This is a genomic window from Klebsiella sp. YJ, from assembly GCF_002108615.1.
GTDB classification, from domain to species: domain Bacteria; phylum Pseudomonadota; class Gammaproteobacteria; order Enterobacterales; family Enterobacteriaceae; genus Klebsiella; species Klebsiella planticola.
The window spans coordinates 38,703-53,135 of sequence record NZ_MTEG01000002.1; the positions used below are offsets into that span (position 1 = coordinate 38,703).

Consider the following 14,433-nt stretch of genomic DNA (forward strand, 5'->3'; position numbering starts at 1 on the left):
TTATGAACGCATACCGCGCATACGACGCTATCGAAGAACGGAAATGGACTGAACAGTCGCTCACCGAAGAGAAGCAAAAGTGGATTGACGATCGGGCGCAGGAAATTATCAGTGCGCTGCCCAGTGAGCCGATTCAACTGTTCTATTTATCGTTACAGGCGGGCCCGCACCCGTACGAAGGGATTCGCAGTGATAAAGCCGGTGAAGCGTATAACGATTTCATTTCGGCAGTAGCTTACGCCCAGGCTGAATACGACTGGGATCACCGCACCGGCTGCCCGTTTTAAGGATGCATGAAATGTCTGAATCTAAAACTCACTACCGAAAAGCTTTTGACTCTCCATACCTGAGCAGTGCCGACATCGTTGAACCAACGGTGCTGACGATCGCCCGGGCAACGTTAGAAGGCGACAAAACCAAAAAAACCAAAGACGTTTTTAACACCGCTTATTTCGAAGAGCGCGAGTTGCGCCCGGGTGAAAATCTTAAGCCGATGATTCTGAATGCCACCAACAGCAAGATGCTGAAAAGCATTACCGGATCACCATTCCTTGAGGATTGGGTCGGCGTGAAAGTCACAGTTTACGTCGATAAAAATGTCCGGTTCGGAAAGGAATCGGTTGAAGGTCTCCGCTTAAGCCCAGCGCGCGTTACCAAACCTGTGCTTTCTCCGGAAAAAACGCAGGCATGGAATAACGCTAAGGCCGCCTTCAAGCGCGATGGCAACCTGGATGCAGTTCTGGCGAGGATGGACATTTCTCCAGAGCATCGCCGCCAACTGGAACAGGAGTGCTCAGCATGATCTGGCATGACGTCGAGCAAAACGGGGAAGAGTGGGATGCTCTTCGCCTTGGGAAGGCTACCGCTTCAAACTTCGGCCTGATTATGGCTAACGATGGAAAGTCGTTTGGTGAGCCAGCCAAGCGTTATGCGCTTCAGTTAGCTCTTGAGCAGATTAAAGGGTGCAAGTCTGAGTTTGGCTTCTCAAACGAGCACATGGAGCGCGGGCACGAACAGGAGCCAATTGCCCGCATGCTGTACGAAGAGATGAACTTTGTAGACGTGGATAACGGCGGTTTCTTTGATCACGAAACATATGGGGATAGCCCAGACGGACTCGTAGGCCAAGACGGAGTGATTGAGATTAAGTCTGTCATTGCCGCCACTCACTACGCCACCCTCATCCGAGGCTCCTTCGATCCGGCTTACAGGTGGCAACTAATCGGCCACCTTGATTGCTCTGGCCGGGATTGGGTTGACTTCATCAGTTACTGCTCTGATTTCCCTGACGGGAAGCAACTCATTGTTTATCGCCTGACGGCGGCTGAGTGTGAATCAGAGATAAGCCGCCTTCGCGCGAGAAGGAAGGAGTTCCTGACGCTTGTGGCAGAGACCAAGCGAATGATACTGGAGCTCGGATGAAAACTAACCACGACGGTATCACCGTTGGCAGTGCCACTCTGCCCTATTCCATCAATCGCCGGGGATGGATCGCCCCAAGCGGCGACGTTATCAAAAACCCATTAAAGGCTCAGCGCCTGGCTGAGCTGATGAACAGTAAGAAGGTGATGGCATGACTGACTACACCGGAAGCAAAACTCCAGTTGAGCAGAGAAACCTTTGGCAAACGCCGATCCCTCTGTTCGTCGCTCTGGATGCGGAATTCTGCCTGACACTAGACGCGGCAGCCTCAGCTGATAACGCGCTGTGCAACCGCTATATCACGGAAGAGCAGAACACACTTGAAACGCCGTGGACTGATTACCTGAGCATTCCTGGCTACGCCTGGCTGAACCCGCCATACAGCGACATCACGCCGTTTGTTCAGAAGGCAGCTGATGAATCTAAAAACCAGATCGGCACGGTGATGCTGGTCCCGGCTGATACGTCCGTCGGCTGGTTCCGTGAGGCTATCGAGACGGCCAGTGAGGTACGTTTCATTGTTGGCGGTCGCCTTGCCTTTATCAATCCGGTATCCGGGAAACCTGTTAGCGGCAACAACAAAGGCTCAATGCTGATTATCTGGCATCCCTACCCGCGTACCCACTGCCAGTTCACCACCGTTGAGCGCGATGATCTGCTGAGTTTCGGTGCCCGATTGATAGCTAAGCGGGAGGCAGCATGACGCCAGAAGAGAAAGAAAACGCCCTCCGCGCCCAGGCTCGTCGATGCGCAGAAGAGCTAACCAAAGCGATGAGCGCAAAGCCTAAACCGAAGTGGAACGCTGTATGCCCCCCCCATCCTTCGCAAGCACTACGAGAAGGTCCGGCCGATGGGCGTCAGTCTGGTGAAATTTGTCAGTGTTATTGGCCGCATGCAAGGCCGCTATGGAGTGGAATCATGAGTAAGGTAACTTTTGTCGTTGATTTTGAAGATGGAAAGGAACCGGCAGTTCATTCCCGAATGAATATTCTTGGCGGGGAATTGGCGGCTGTGGCTTGGAGGGACTCGCTAAAATCAAATGTTGTTTCCGTTGGGGATTATCTTCCGGCTGCGAATCAACAGGTTTTACTCTTCGATGCCAACGGAGAGGGTTGGGTTATTGGCTGGCGCTCTGTATGGCTTTCTGAAGGTATGAAAGAAACTGGCGATTGGGAGTGGAGCTATCAAATAGATAGTCTTGATGATGAGGAAATGAACATTACTCATTGGGCTCCTACACCCTCAGAACCGGGGGCCGAATGAACAGAGCCTCTCCCGTTGATTTAAGGAAATGCCTTGAGGCTGCACATGGCCTAGCTCATATCGGTATCCGTTTTGTACCGATCCCGGTAGCGACAGAGGAAGAGTTCCAGGCCCTGTCTGCCGAGCTTTCACGAAAGCTTGAGCAGATGGCGGTTGAAGCTGAGAAAAATGAAGGCGGTGCAGCATGAGCGCAGAGATTATCGATCAGGCCAACGAACTCGAAGAGCTGCAGCGCGAAGCCGCTATAGCGAAGTATCGTATCGACCATAACTCGATTTCGGCTACTCATTGTGTGGATTGCGGGGAAGGAATACCAGAACGGCGCCGGGAGGCGGTGGCGGGATGTCAGCGCTGCGCCTCCTGTCAGGAAGAGGCTGAAGAACGCGGAAAGCATCGGAGGTGACAGGTGTTCAAGCTTATTCAGCGCGGCCAGATATTCGCAGACAGCCACGGATGGCCGGTGCTAATCCACAGTTGCGACAGCCAGACAGTGCGCTACTGGCGCCAGGGGCGGATCAACACGGCAAGCATTGACAGATTTAATACCGATTTCGAACCGCTCTCCCCCGAAGAGGCGCACCAGATACGCGCCGAACTGGAGCAGAGTGAGCATATTAAAAAGCTGCGCGCCCAGCGCGCGGCCTGATTCAGGAGAGCATATGAGCGACGTAATTCAACTGGTACCTAACAAGTGGGTTACAGAAAAAAAACTCACAGAAATTACCGGTCTTCGTTCTGGAACAATTGAAAGAGCCAGAAAGAACTCCTGGTTCGTTGGCCGAGAATATATGCATGTATCACCTGATGGTGATCCAAACCCGAACAGCCAATGTATGTATAACCTGGAAGCGATAAATCAGTGGATAGAGCGCCAGTCGTCGAAACAGCCAGGTGCTCATTCATGCTGAAAGCGATATTCTTAACATGCTCTTGGGCGCTAGGGAGGAAGAATGGCCAAATCGTCATATCCAACTGGCGTTGAGAACCATGGCGGATCGCTTCGTATATGGTTCATTTATCACGGTGTCAGGGTCAGGGAAAGCCTTGGCGTTCCTGATACACCAAAAAACAGAAAGACGGCAGGCGAGCTAAGAAGTTCAGTTTGTTTCGCAATCAAAATGGGTACCTTCAACTATGCCAGCCAGTTTCCTGAATCTCTTAACCTGAAAAAATTTGGAGTTGAGAAAAAGGAAATAACAGTAAAGGAAATTGCTGAGAAATGGCTTGAGCTCAAGCGGATTGAGATGAGCAGCAACGGATTTGTTGGCTATGAGTCCATTGTAAAAAACATGGTGCCAAGGATCGGCGCTGACAGGTTCATTTCCTCAGTTAACAGAGAGGATTTGCTGCTGATAAGAAAGGAGCTTCTGACCGGGTGGAAGGTGCCTAAAAAAGGGCATAAACCATCAAAAGGAAGAACGGTACCCACCGTTAACAACTACATGACCACTATTTCAGGAATGTTCAGTTTTGCTGTAGCGAGTGGGTACACGGCAGAAAACCCGTTTAACGGTATATCAGCTTTGACAAGAAGTCGCCCAGACCCCGATCCTCTTTCGAGAGATGAGTTTCTTCGACTGCTTGATAGCTGCAAGCATACGCAGATCAGGAACATCTGGGCCCTTGCAGTATACACCGGCATTAGGCATGGGGAGTTGGTTTCACTTGCCTGGGAGGATATCGACCTGAAAGCGGGAACGATGATGATCAGGAGGAACTTTACCCCTACAAATGAATTTACCATGCCAAAAACTAAGGCTGGAACGAACAGAGTTGTTTTCCTGATTGAACCTGCAATAGAAGCACTCCGCAGTCAGGCAGAGATGACAAGGTTTGGTAAACAGCATGAAGTAGAAGTAAACCTACGGGAGTACGGGCGAAGGGAAAAGCACGAATGTACGTTTGTGTTTGATCCACGACTAACAGGGCGAAACTACCTTGCAGGGGACCATTATGCAGTCGGGTCGATAAAGAAAATTTGGGATGCTCATATAAAGCGGGCCGGTCTGAGACACCGAAACGCCTATCAAACGAGACATACTTACGCTTGCTGGTCTCTGTCAGCTGGCGCAAACCCGAACTTTATTGCCACACAAATGGGCCATGCCGATGCACAGATGGTTTATAAGGTTTACGGGAAATGGATGGCAGAGAAAAACACGGAACAGGTAGCGCTTTTGAACCAAAAACTATCTGATTTTGCCCCATCCCTGCCCCATGACATTGCATTGAATGGTTAATATATAGATATATCATTATGTTACATGTTACCATGCTACATATTGATAACACAAGAGGCACGAAATGCGCTCGACCCGGTGCAAAGCTTGTGGTGTGATCCCTGTTCAATATATTAAACTAGGCCTCGCAAATGACCGTCAGCGTCGCCATCGACCGTCACTGCGGGACAGAGTCGGGTAATAAAGGTATACTCCGCCTCCTTTTTTCTGCTTCGGTTTTTGATGGAAACGCTCCAGTGAGAGGACGCTACTGCGCACCATGACACAATTCACTTCTCCTGTACTGCACTCGCTGCTCGATACGGACGCCTACAAGCTGCACATGCAGCAGGCTGTCTTCCACCGCTACGGCGATGTACACGTTGCGGCGGAGTTCCGCTGCCGCGGGGACGATCTGCTCGGGATCTACGCCGACGCAATTCGCGAGCAGGTTGAAACCATGCGCGACCTGAAGCTGCAGGACGATGAATATCACTGGTTGTCTACCCTGCCGTTCTTTTCCCAGGATTATCTCGACTGGCTACGCGACTTCCGTTATGACCCGGGCCAGGTCACCGTCAACAATGAAAACGGCAAGCTGAATATTCGCCTGTCCGGCCCATGGCGTGAAGTCATCATGTGGGAAGTTCCGCTGCTGGCGGTGATTAGCGAGCTGGTCCATCATTATCGCTCGCCGGAAATCAGCGTCGATTTAGCGCTGGAAACCCTCGAACACAAGCTGGCTGATTTTGCGCAACTCACCGCCGACCTCGATCTCAGCCACTTCCGTCTGATGGACTTCGGCACCCGCCGTCGCTTCTCGCGTGAAGTGCAGCAGGCCATCGTCGAACGTCTGCAGCAGGAGCCGTGGTTTATCGGTACCAGCAACTACGATCTGGCTCGCCGTCTTCATCTGACGCCAATGGGCACTCAGGCGCATGAATGGTTCCAGGCGCATCAGCAAATCAGCCCCAGTTTAGCCAACAGCCAGCGCGCGGCGCTGGCAGCCTGGCTGGAAGAGTATCCTGACAAACTCGGCATCGCCCTCACCGACTGCATTACCATGGACGCTTTCCTGCGCGATTTCGGCCCGGAGTTTGCCAGCCGCTACCAGGGGCTGCGCCACGATTCCGGCGATCCTGTCGAGTGGGGCGAAAAAGCCATCGCGCATTACCAGAAGCTGGGGATCGACCCCATGAGTAAAGTGCTGGTCTTTTCCGATAACCTCGATCTGGCAAAAGCCGTCGATCTCTATCGCCACTTCTCTTCGCGGGTCAATCTGAGCTTCGGCATTGGTACGCGTTTAACCTGCGACATTCCGCAGGTTAAACCGCTAAACATCGTGATAAAGCTGGTGGAATGTAACGGTAAGCCGGTCGCGAAACTCTCCGACAGCCCGGGGAAAACTATCTGCCACGACAAGGCGTTTGTCCGGGCACTGCGTAAAGCCTTTGACCTTCCGCCGGTGAAAAAGGCCAGTTAATCACCACATTCATCATCGCAAGGAGCCGCTCTGGCTCCTTGTTCTTTATTTATTTCCGAAAACTCCCCTTGATGGTGCGAAATCTGCTTGTCTGATGGAAGATGACAGGTAACATAGATATCCCCCATTATCGGGGGAAACAGATTTTTTTATTGGACTACGAATAGAGAGACTATTATGAGCGTTGTGCCTGTAGCCGACGTACTCCAGGGCCGTGTTGCCGTTGACAGCGAAGTCACCGTGCGCGGATGGGTACGTACCCGCCGAGATTCAAAAGCTGGCTTTTCCTTCCTGGCCGTCTATGACGGTTCCTGCTTTGATCCTGTACAGGCCGTTATTAATAATTCTCTGCCCAATTACAATCAGGAAGTGCTGCGCCTGACCACCGGCTGCTCGGTCGTCATTACGGGTAAAATCGTGGCATCTCAAGGCCAGGGTCAAAGTTTTGAAATCCAGGCCAGCCACGTTGAAGTGACAGGTTGGGTAGAAGATCCGGATACCTATCCGATGGCCGCTAAGCGTCACAGCATCGAGTATCTGCGTGAAGTTGCGCACCTGCGTCCGCGTACCAACCTGATTGGCGCGGTCGCCCGCGTGCGTCATACCCTGGCACAAGCGCTGCATCGCTTCTTTGATGAGCAGGGCTTCTTCTGGGTTTCCACGCCGCTGATTACCGCCTCCGATACCGAGGGCGCGGGTGAAATGTTCCGTGTCTCTACGCTGGATCTGGAAAACCTGCCGCGTAACGATCAGGGCAAAGTAGATTTCGATAAAGACTTCTTTGGTAAAGAGTCGTTCCTGACCGTATCCGGCCAGTTGAACGGTGAGACCTATGCCTGTGCGCTGTCTAAAATCTACACCTTTGGCCCAACCTTCCGCGCCGAAAACTCCAACACCAGCCGCCACCTCGCGGAGTTCTGGATGCTGGAACCGGAAGTCGCGTTTGCCAACCTGAACGACGTCGCAGGCCTGGCGGAAGCCATGCTGAAATACGTCTTCAAGGCGGTACTGGAAGAACGCGCGGACGATATGAAGTTCTTTGCCGAGCGCGTGGACAAAGAAGCCGTTTCCCGCCTGGAGCGCTTTATTGATGCCGACTTCGCTCAGGTCGATTACACCGACGCCGTCACCATTCTGGAAAACTGCGGTAAGCAGTTTGAAAACCCGGTTTACTGGGGCGTGGACCTCTCTTCCGAGCACGAGCGCTACCTGGCTGAAGAACACTTCAAAGCGCCGGTCGTCGTGAAAAACTATCCGAAAGACATTAAGGCGTTCTATATGCGCCTTAATGAAGACGGTAAAACCGTCGCCGCCATGGACGTTCTGGCGCCTGGCATCGGTGAAATCATCGGGGGTTCCCAGCGTGAAGAGCGCCTGGATGTGCTTGACGCGCGTATGGCGGAGATGGGTCTTAATAAAGAAGACTACTGGTGGTACCGCGACCTGCGTCGTTACGGCACCGTACCGCACTCCGGCTTTGGCCTGGGCTTTGAGCGTCTGATCGCCTATGTCACCGGCGTACAAAACGTGCGTGATGTGATCCCGTTCCCGCGGACTCCACGCAACGCCACATTCTGATTAATTTTTCTTATCATTGCCGAAGGCCAGCGTAAGCTGGCCTTTTTTTATGTCAGGCTCTGTTAATGAATATCAAGAAATTTAAACATCAACCCTTCCAGTTCACATTTATGTTACTCACTATTACGACTTCTTCTCATCCCGCAAACCGCACCTTATGTTCATTCATCGACGAAATGCCTGATAATTTTGTTCATTTTTTAACCTCGCGCAGCACAAGATGTAAAGACAAATGCTGAGCGAAAAAAAAGCGAAATGCAGACATAAAATGCACAAATGGGTCTTTATCTAAATTAATCATAATTAATTCATATAGATATATATAGTCTGTTTGTTTTACGAGCAAAGTGGAACGGAATTTTGATTGAGTTCACAAAGTTCCAGAAAATACACATTTAGTTACATACTTTTTCTTATTGTTACTCATATGCGACATTGGTAGCATTTTCCGGCTAGCGAAACGCTGGCGCGGATGGAAAGATGCCTTCAGACACCAAACTATCATCAATAGTTCTGTAAATTTTTATTGACGGAATTTATTGGCGGCAGTGGCAAGTGTTCATATAAAAAATATTAATGAGGGTAATAAATAATGATGAAGCGCAATATTCTGGCAGTGGTAATCCCTGCCCTGCTGGTAGCCGGCGCAGCTAACGCTGCAGAAATCTATAACAAAAACGGCAACAAACTGGACTTCTACGGGAAAATGGTTGGTGAGCACGTCTGGACCACCAATGGTGACACCAACAGCAGCGACACCACCTATGCACGTATCGGCCTGAAAGGCGAAACCCAGATCAACGATCAGCTGACCGGTTACGGCCAGTGGGAATACAACATGGATGCGTCCAACGTTGAAGGTTCCCAGGGTACCAAAACTCGTCTGGCCTTCGCGGGTCTGAAAGCGGGTGAATACGGTTCATTCGACTACGGCCGTAACTACGGTGCTATCTACGACGTTGAATCCGCAACCGATATGCTGGTTGAGTGGGGCGGCGACGGCTGGAACTACACCGACAACTTCATGACCGGTCGTACCAACGGCGTAGCGACCTACCGTAACTCTGACTTCTTTGGTCTGGTTGACGGTCTGAGCTTCGCGCTGCAGTACCAGGGTAAAAACGACAGCAGCCGTGCTATCCAGAAACAAAACGGCGACGGCGTCAGCACCTCTGCGACCTATGCATTTGACAACGGTGTCGCGCTGTCTGCAGGTTACGCCTCTTCTAACCGCAGCGTCGCACAGAAAGCTGACGGTAACGGCGACAAAGCTGAAGCATGGGCAACCTCCGCTAAGTACGATGCCAACAACATCTACGCAGCAGTCATGTACTCTCAGACCTACAACATGACCCCGGAAAACCAGGCGAACTACTTCGCTGGCAAAACTCAGAACTTCGAAGCCGTTGCTCAGTATCAGTTCGACTTCGGTCTGCGTCCGTCCATCGGCTACGTTCAGACTAAAGGTAAAAACCTGCAGGGCCGTACCGGTTTCTCCGGCGGCGATGCTGACCTGGTTAAATACATCGAAGTGGGTACCTGGTACTACTTCAACAAGAACATGAACGTCTACGCAGCATACAAATTCAACCTGCTGGACGACAACAGCTATACCGAAACCGCTAAAGTGGCCACCGATGACCAGGCTGCAGTCGGTATCGTTTACCAGTTCTAATCAGTACACCCCTTCGTGATATGCCTAAAAAGCAGGACTTCGGTCCTGCTTTTCTACATTACTAAGATAAAGATCGTAACTTTCGAAAACCTTCTCGCTTTTTGTCGCAAACGGTTGGCAATTTGTAAATCTCCCGTTACCCTGATAGCGAAATCCCCTCAGTAATCACAATGGAACCTCGTCATGTTTGAGAACATTACTGCCGCCCCTGCCGACCCCATTTTAGGCCTGGCCGATCTGTTTCGTGCCGATGACCGCCCGACTAAAATTAACCTCGGGATTGGTGTTTACAAAGATGAAACGGGTAAAACCCCGGTCCTGACCAGCGTTAAAAAAGCAGAACAGTATCTGCTGGAAAATGAAACCACAAAAAACTATCTGGGTATCGACGGTATTGCGGAATTTGGTCGCTGCACCCAGGAACTGCTGTTCGGTAAAGGAAGCGCCATCATCAGCGATAAGCGCGCACGTACCGCCCAAACCCCTGGCGGCACCGGCGCCCTGCGCGTTGCCGCTGACTTCCTGGCGAAGAACACCGCAGTAAAACGCGTCTGGGTAAGCAACCCGAGCTGGCCGAACCACAAAAGCGTCTTTAATTCCGCAGGTCTGGAAGTTCGCGAATATGCCTATTACGATGCGGCCAACCATACCCTCGACTTCGACGGTATGCTGGCAAGCCTCAATGAAGCCCAGGCGGGTGACGTGGTTCTGTTCCATGGCTGCTGCCATAACCCAACCGGTATCGATCCTACGCTGGAGCAGTGGCAGCAGCTGGCGCAACTGTCCGTTGAAAAAGGCTGGCTGCCGCTGTTCGACTTCGCCTACCAGGGCTTTGCCCGTGGTCTGGAAGAAGATGCCGAAGGTCTGCGCGCGTTCGTTGCGCTGCATAAAGAGCTGCTGGTTGCGAGCTCCTACTCGAAGAACTTTGGCCTGTACAACGAACGCGTGGGTGCCTGCACGCTGGTTGCGGCAGATGCCGAAACCGTTGACCGCGCCTTCACTCAGATGAAGTCGGCGATTCGTGCGAACTACTCCAACCCGCCTGCGCACGGTGCGTCGGTGGTGGCGACGATTCTCAGCAACGATGCACTGCGTGCTATCTGGGAACAAGAGCTGACCGATATGCGCCAGCGTATTCAGCGTATGCGTCTGCTGTTCGTCAATACCCTGCAGGAAAAAGGGGCCAGCCGCGACTTCTCTTTCATCATCAAGCAAAACGGCATGTTCTCGTTCAGCGGCCTGACCAAAGAGCAGGTGCTGCGTCTGCGTGAAGAGTTCGCGGTTTACGCCGTGGCTTCCGGACGTATTAACGTTGCGGGCATGACGCCAGATAATATGGCGCCACTGTGTGAAGCGATTGTCGCCGTGCTGTAATCTCGCAGCCGACAAAAAAAGGCCGCTTCCGCGGCCTTTTTTATATCCCGTCACGGTGATTACCAGACGGGCATTTCATCCTGCAGGAAAGGATTGTGCAGACGCTCATAGCCCAGCGTCGACATCGGCCCGTGACCGGGAATAAACGTCACGTCATCACCCAAAGGCAATAACTTACGTTTAATCGCATCAATCAGCTGACCGTGATCGCCGCGTGGGAAATCGCTGCGCCCAACGCCACCTTTAAAAATCACATCGCCGGAAATCAGCAGCCGGGAAGCATCATCAAAAAAGACCACGTGTCCTGGCGTATGCCCGGGACAGTGCAGCACCTGCAGAGAAATGTTCCCCACGCTGACGACGTCGCCTTCATTGAGCCAGCGGTCCGGCTGCAACGGCTGGCAATCCTCCAGACCAAACATCCGGCTTTGCGCCGGCAGACCTTCCAGCCAGAACTCATCTTCTTTTTCCGGTCCGATAATCGGCACGCCATAGTGTTGTGCCAGTTCGGCCGCCGCACCAACGTGATCGAGATGACCGTGGGTGAGCAAAATCTGCATCAGGCTGACGCCTGCTGCCGCAACTTCCTGTTTGATTCGCTCAGCGTCACCGCCGGGATCGACCAACGCGGCGAGCCGGGTTTGCTCGCACCAGATTAAAGAACAGTTCTGAGCGAACGCGGTAACCGGAATAATACGATAGTTCATGATGCTCCTTTCGTTACCAGTGCCTGACCGGACCGGTATCAATATGCACAAAGTTGCTACGTGGGTAGTATCCTACACCACCTGCGCCCATAGATAACGCCGCTTTGCGAACATTGCTTAACGAAATGCCTTCTATGTGGAAATCCATTGCCTGTCCCTTGGTGTGATAGCTATGTTTCGCCACACCACGGCTTCGTGCACGGAGCTCGTCATTGGTATCAAGGGAACGATAGCCTGAGATAAGCTGAACAGGTTTATTGGTACCAAGTAATCCCTGCAGACGATAGAGTTGATCAAACAAACTCGGATCGATTGGCTTAATTTTATTCGCGCGAAAATCACGGAAAAAATGGTTAAGCCTTGCTAATTCATCCTGAATATAGCCTCTGCCATCGAAAAACTCCGCCTTGAGTGATTCACCAGTATGCAGGTTATTCAACGTCAGAATACGCGGTCGGGGGGTCGAGAGGGTAGCAAATGCCGGCGCAGGCAGAATGGCGGCAGCACCGAGCGCAGCCCCACCTAACGCCAGCAATTTGCGGCGATTAGCGTCAAATTTGTCCATGATAATCAGGTCTACAAGTAAATGAATCGAATATATGCACTTCTGGCGCACGAAAGGCACCTTACCGGGCATTATTGCCAACGTCAAGGTAGCCTAACCCCAGTAAATACGGGCCCTGTAGAGGAACAGGGCCTGTTTTCACTGAGAGTTAGGACAACGAAATTCGTTGAACTACTTCATTTACCTGATTAATTGTTCTGCTTTCGCCAGAATTTGTGCGCCAGATCGCGCGGTGAGATCGTAATTGTAAATATCTGTGCGATATTGCATGCGGCCATCCGCATCGACGAAGGCGGTCAAGTAATAGAGATTGACCGGGATATTCTGGCGGATATTGACATAGCGGGTATCGCCCTGCTTGAGCGCATCGGAAATCCGCGTGTCGTTCCAGCCGGCATCCTGCAGCAGCATATTCGCCAGCTCCGAGGCTTTGTTGACCCGCACGCAGCCGGAGCTTAAGGCCCGCACGTCTTTCTGGAACAGATTGTGGTTCGGCGTATCGTGCAGATAGATAGCATCGGAGCTGGGCATATTAAACTTATAGCGCCCCAATGAGTTACGCGCGCCAGGCGCCTGCTGAAAACGGAACGGCAGATTGTTTTCGGTGATCGTCGACCAGTCAACCCGATACGGGTCGATAGCCTCTTTGCTGTTCCAGCCGCGCATCACGGTGTAACCATGCTGCTCAAGATAGCCCGGATCGTTACGCACCTTCGGCAGGATATCTTTGCGCGCCAGCGTTGGCGGTACGTTCCACGGCGGGTTAACCACCACGTTGTTTAGCGCGCTGCTCATCATCGGCGTTTTACGATCCGGCCGCCCGACAATCACTCGCGATGCCAGCACCTGGCTGCCATCCTGGTAATAGACCAGCGAGAAGGCCGGAATATTGACCATGATGCCGGTAGACAGTTTTCCCGGCAGCAGACGCAAGCGCTGAATGTTCAGCGCCAGCACGCCGGCGCGCTGGGCCGCGGAAACGTTGAGCCAGTCACGGGTGGATTGACCAATCACGCCATCGGCGCCCAGCCCCTGCCAGGCCTGGAAGCGCTTAACGCCCTCAACAAGCTGGCGATCGTAGACGCCGCGCGCCGCGGTTTTACTCTTCTTCCCGGCAGATGGACTGACAACATCCCCCGGCAGAGCAATTTTCGCAGAATCATCAAGCATACCGTTGCGCTGTAAAATTTCGCGCAGCGCGCCAATGTCGTTACTCCACTCTCCCGGACGTAGCGACGCGTTGCTGGTCAGCTGCGGCCACGGACGGGAATCGGCCACCAGCGCCAGCAGCGCCCGATGCATCGCCTCATACTGCGGATGCTTCGGCGCCAGTCCGGCAATAAACGGCACCAGAGAGCCATTATCCAGCGCCAGCTGCCACTGGTTAATTACCGACAGCGGCGGGGTCGCCATGGTGTACGGCTTCGTTCCGTACAGCCAACGGTTCCCCTGCACCGGAATACCGCTGATAAAATGCAGGTATCCCATCATGGCGTCGGAGAGCACGATGTCGCGAGCCATACCGCTTACCGCCGGATCGGTCAACAGACTTACCCAGGTGGTAAATTGCGGTTGAAAACCGGCGATGGCGACCTCAGCCAGCTGCTGCTGGAAAGCCTGAACCGCCCCGCGGTTCTCCCACATCGGCTTCATATCTCTGGCCGCATAGAGCGACACCAGCGGGTTCATAAACACGGGCTGATAGCCGGCCGGCAGCTGTGCCGTTATCGCGGCGCGACTTTTTTCTGCGGCGCCGGCAGCCAGCGGCTGTTCCCCGGCCATTTTCGCGACCGTCGCGGACTGACCATCGCTCTGGGTAAGCGCAGACGACAGCTCCCCCATCGTCGCAGAACTGTCTGTGGGTACGATTTCAGGCTCTTCGGCCTGGGCATTAAACAGTGGAGCAAATGCAAATGCCAGGCTCAAACTCAGCGCTGACAATTGACGACCATAGCGTTTTTTTAGCAACATCCCTTGCCCCCTGTTGTCACATTGCCGCCCGTAAAAACGGGTTTTACTCTCAGTATATAGAGGCGCAAAAGCTTTTGCCTCCCCAAATGTAAAGAAGTTTAAAGATTATAAAGCGTTAACTTAGCGAATCCGATAACAAAAAGGGCGACATCAAGTCGCCCTTTTATCTATCGATC

At 52.6% G+C, this 14,433-nt stretch carries 18 protein-coding genes and 2 pseudogenes; 17 read left to right on the plus strand and 3 right to left on the minus strand.

The window, feature by feature from the left end; translation table 11 throughout:
• Nucleotides 1-2 precede the first annotated feature (2 nt).
• The 17 genes and pseudogenes from gamL (at nt 3) to aspC (ending at nt 11,014) form a co-directional block, all read left to right on the plus strand.
• Nucleotides 3-287: a host nuclease inhibitor GamL gene (gene gamL / locus BV390_RS02465; protein WP_085396533.1), complete on the plus strand. Its 285-nt coding sequence runs from the start codon at nt 3-5 to the stop codon at nt 285-287.
• Nucleotides 288-298: 11 nt separating this feature from the next.
• Nucleotides 299-497, plus strand: a pseudogene (locus BV390_RS31070) (hypothetical protein).
• Nucleotides 494-802, plus strand: a complete 309-nt coding sequence (locus tag BV390_RS31075; protein WP_074181085.1) for a hypothetical protein — start codon at nt 494-496, stop codon at nt 800-802. The pseudogene BV390_RS31070 and the gene BV390_RS31075 overlap by 4 nt, the downstream one beginning before the upstream one ends.
• The gene (locus BV390_RS02475) at nt 799-1,422 is read left to right on the plus strand and encodes a lambda exonuclease family protein (RefSeq protein WP_085396535.1); all 624 of its coding nucleotides are present in this window, start codon (nt 799-801) and stop codon (nt 1,420-1,422) included. The genes BV390_RS31075 and BV390_RS02475 overlap by 4 nt, the downstream gene beginning before the upstream one ends.
• Nucleotides 1,419-1,577, plus strand: coding sequence for a DUF1317 family protein (locus BV390_RS02480; RefSeq protein ID WP_085396536.1), 159 nt, complete (start codon nt 1,419-1,421; stop codon nt 1,575-1,577). The genes BV390_RS02475 and BV390_RS02480 overlap by 4 nt, the downstream gene beginning before the upstream one ends.
• Entirely contained in the window at nt 1,574-2,125 is a 552-nt protein-coding gene (locus tag BV390_RS02485; RefSeq protein WP_085396537.1) for a phage N-6-adenine-methyltransferase, read from the plus strand. The genes BV390_RS02480 and BV390_RS02485 overlap by 4 nt, the downstream gene beginning before the upstream one ends.
• A pseudogene (locus tag BV390_RS31410) lies at nt 2,122-2,344 on the plus strand (hypothetical protein). The gene BV390_RS02485 and the pseudogene BV390_RS31410 overlap by 4 nt, the downstream one beginning before the upstream one ends.
• A complete protein-coding gene (locus BV390_RS02495; protein ID WP_085396538.1) occupies nt 2,341-2,685 on the plus strand; it encodes a DUF551 domain-containing protein in 345 nt (114 codons plus the stop codon). Before BV390_RS31410 ends, BV390_RS02495 begins: the two are co-directional and overlap by 4 nt.
• A complete protein-coding gene (locus BV390_RS02500) occupies nt 2,682-2,873 on the plus strand; it encodes a DUF1382 family protein (RefSeq protein WP_065801347.1) in 192 nt (63 codons plus the stop codon). Before BV390_RS02495 ends, BV390_RS02500 begins: the two co-directional genes overlap by 4 nt.
• A complete protein-coding gene (locus tag BV390_RS02505; protein WP_085396539.1) occupies nt 2,870-3,088 on the plus strand; it encodes a TraR/DksA family transcriptional regulator in 219 nt (72 codons plus the stop codon). The genes BV390_RS02500 and BV390_RS02505 overlap by 4 nt, the downstream gene beginning before the upstream one ends.
• A 3-nt stretch (nt 3,089-3,091) precedes the next feature.
• The gene (locus BV390_RS02510; protein ID WP_085396540.1) at nt 3,092-3,331 is read left to right on the plus strand and encodes a DUF4222 domain-containing protein; all 240 of its coding nucleotides are present in this window, start codon (nt 3,092-3,094) and stop codon (nt 3,329-3,331) included.
• 13 nt (nt 3,332-3,344) lie between these two features.
• A complete protein-coding gene (locus tag BV390_RS02515; RefSeq protein WP_015584784.1) occupies nt 3,345-3,593 on the plus strand; it encodes an excisionase family protein in 249 nt (82 codons plus the stop codon).
• 42 nt (nt 3,594-3,635) lie between these two features.
• Nucleotides 3,636-4,925 (plus strand): tyrosine-type recombinase/integrase, encoded by a 1,290-nt coding sequence (locus tag BV390_RS02520; RefSeq protein WP_085396541.1) that lies wholly within the window; start codon nt 3,636-3,638, stop codon nt 4,923-4,925.
• Nucleotides 4,926-5,184: 259 nt separating this feature from the next.
• On the plus strand, nt 5,185-6,387 hold the full coding sequence (gene pncB / locus BV390_RS02525; RefSeq protein WP_032688578.1) for a nicotinate phosphoribosyltransferase: 1,203 nt from the start codon (nt 5,185-5,187) through the stop codon (nt 6,385-6,387).
• A gap of 177 nt (nt 6,388-6,564) precedes the next feature.
• Entirely contained in the window at nt 6,565-7,965 is a 1,401-nt protein-coding gene (asnS, locus tag BV390_RS02530) for an asparagine--tRNA ligase (protein WP_004860113.1), read from the plus strand.
• Between the two features lie 592 nt (nt 7,966-8,557).
• Entirely contained in the window at nt 8,558-9,640 is a 1,083-nt protein-coding gene (locus BV390_RS02535) for a porin (RefSeq protein WP_032688579.1), read from the plus strand.
• Nucleotides 9,641-9,823: 183 nt separating this feature from the next.
• Nucleotides 9,824-11,014 carry an aspartate transaminase gene (gene aspC, locus BV390_RS02540; protein WP_032695670.1) on the plus strand — a complete coding sequence of 397 codons (1,191 nt, stop codon included), beginning with the start codon at nt 9,824-9,826 and terminating at the stop codon, nt 11,012-11,014.
• Nucleotides 11,015-11,073: 59 nt separating this feature from the next.
• Here aspC and BV390_RS02545 read toward each other — a convergent pair whose 3' ends face one another.
• From BV390_RS02545 to ldtD, 3 genes are all read right to left on the minus strand, one after another.
• Nucleotides 11,074-11,721 carry an MBL fold metallo-hydrolase gene (locus BV390_RS02545; protein WP_032688580.1) on the minus strand — a complete coding sequence of 216 codons (648 nt, stop codon included), beginning with the start codon at nt 11,719-11,721 and terminating at the stop codon, nt 11,074-11,076.
• Between the two features lie 13 nt (nt 11,722-11,734).
• Nucleotides 11,735-12,286 carry a peptidoglycan L,D-endopeptidase MepK gene (locus BV390_RS02550; protein ID WP_015584788.1) on the minus strand — a complete coding sequence of 184 codons (552 nt, stop codon included), beginning with the start codon at nt 12,284-12,286 and terminating at the stop codon, nt 11,735-11,737.
• Between the two features lie 180 nt (nt 12,287-12,466).
• Nucleotides 12,467-14,257, minus strand: coding sequence for a L,D-transpeptidase (gene ldtD, locus BV390_RS02560; protein ID WP_032695669.1), 1,791 nt, complete (start codon nt 14,255-14,257; stop codon nt 12,467-12,469).
• Nucleotides 14,258-14,433 lie beyond the last annotated feature (176 nt).

Excerpts from the sequence above, each read along its gene's own strand:
- gamL (WP_085396533.1), top strand. The coding sequence starts at position 3 with ATGAACGCATACCGCGCATACGACGCTATCGAAGAACGGAAATGGACT.
- BV390_RS31075 (WP_074181085.1), top strand. The coding sequence starts at position 494 with ATGATTCTGAATGCCACCAACAGCAAGATGCTGAAAAGCATTACCGGA.
- BV390_RS02475 (WP_085396535.1), top strand. The coding sequence starts at position 799 with ATGATCTGGCATGACGTCGAGCAAAACGGGGAAGAGTGGGATGCTCTT.
- BV390_RS02480 (WP_085396536.1), top strand. The coding sequence starts at position 1,419 with ATGAAAACTAACCACGACGGTATCACCGTTGGCAGTGCCACTCTGCCC.
- BV390_RS02485 (WP_085396537.1), top strand. The coding sequence starts at position 1,574 with ATGACTGACTACACCGGAAGCAAAACTCCAGTTGAGCAGAGAAACCTT.
- BV390_RS02495 (WP_085396538.1), top strand. The coding sequence starts at position 2,341 with ATGAGTAAGGTAACTTTTGTCGTTGATTTTGAAGATGGAAAGGAACCG.
- BV390_RS02500 (WP_065801347.1), top strand. The coding sequence starts at position 2,682 with ATGAACAGAGCCTCTCCCGTTGATTTAAGGAAATGCCTTGAGGCTGCA.
- BV390_RS02505 (WP_085396539.1), top strand. The coding sequence starts at position 2,870 with ATGAGCGCAGAGATTATCGATCAGGCCAACGAACTCGAAGAGCTGCAG.
- BV390_RS02515 (WP_015584784.1), top strand. The coding sequence starts at position 3,345 with ATGAGCGACGTAATTCAACTGGTACCTAACAAGTGGGTTACAGAAAAA.
- BV390_RS02520 (WP_085396541.1), top strand. The coding sequence starts at position 3,636 with ATGGCCAAATCGTCATATCCAACTGGCGTTGAGAACCATGGCGGATCG.
- pncB (WP_032688578.1), top strand. The coding sequence starts at position 5,185 with ATGACACAATTCACTTCTCCTGTACTGCACTCGCTGCTCGATACGGAC.
- asnS (WP_004860113.1), top strand. The coding sequence starts at position 6,565 with ATGAGCGTTGTGCCTGTAGCCGACGTACTCCAGGGCCGTGTTGCCGTT.
- BV390_RS02535 (WP_032688579.1), top strand. The coding sequence starts at position 8,558 with ATGATGAAGCGCAATATTCTGGCAGTGGTAATCCCTGCCCTGCTGGTA.
- aspC (WP_032695670.1), top strand. The coding sequence starts at position 9,824 with ATGTTTGAGAACATTACTGCCGCCCCTGCCGACCCCATTTTAGGCCTG.
- BV390_RS02545 (WP_032688580.1), bottom strand. The coding sequence starts at position 11,721 with ATGAACTATCGTATTATTCCGGTTACCGCGTTCGCTCAGAACTGTTCT.
- BV390_RS02550 (WP_015584788.1), bottom strand. The coding sequence starts at position 12,286 with ATGGACAAATTTGACGCTAATCGCCGCAAATTGCTGGCGTTAGGTGGG.
- ldtD (WP_032695669.1), bottom strand. The coding sequence starts at position 14,257 with ATGTTGCTAAAAAAACGCTATGGTCGTCAATTGTCAGCGCTGAGTTTG.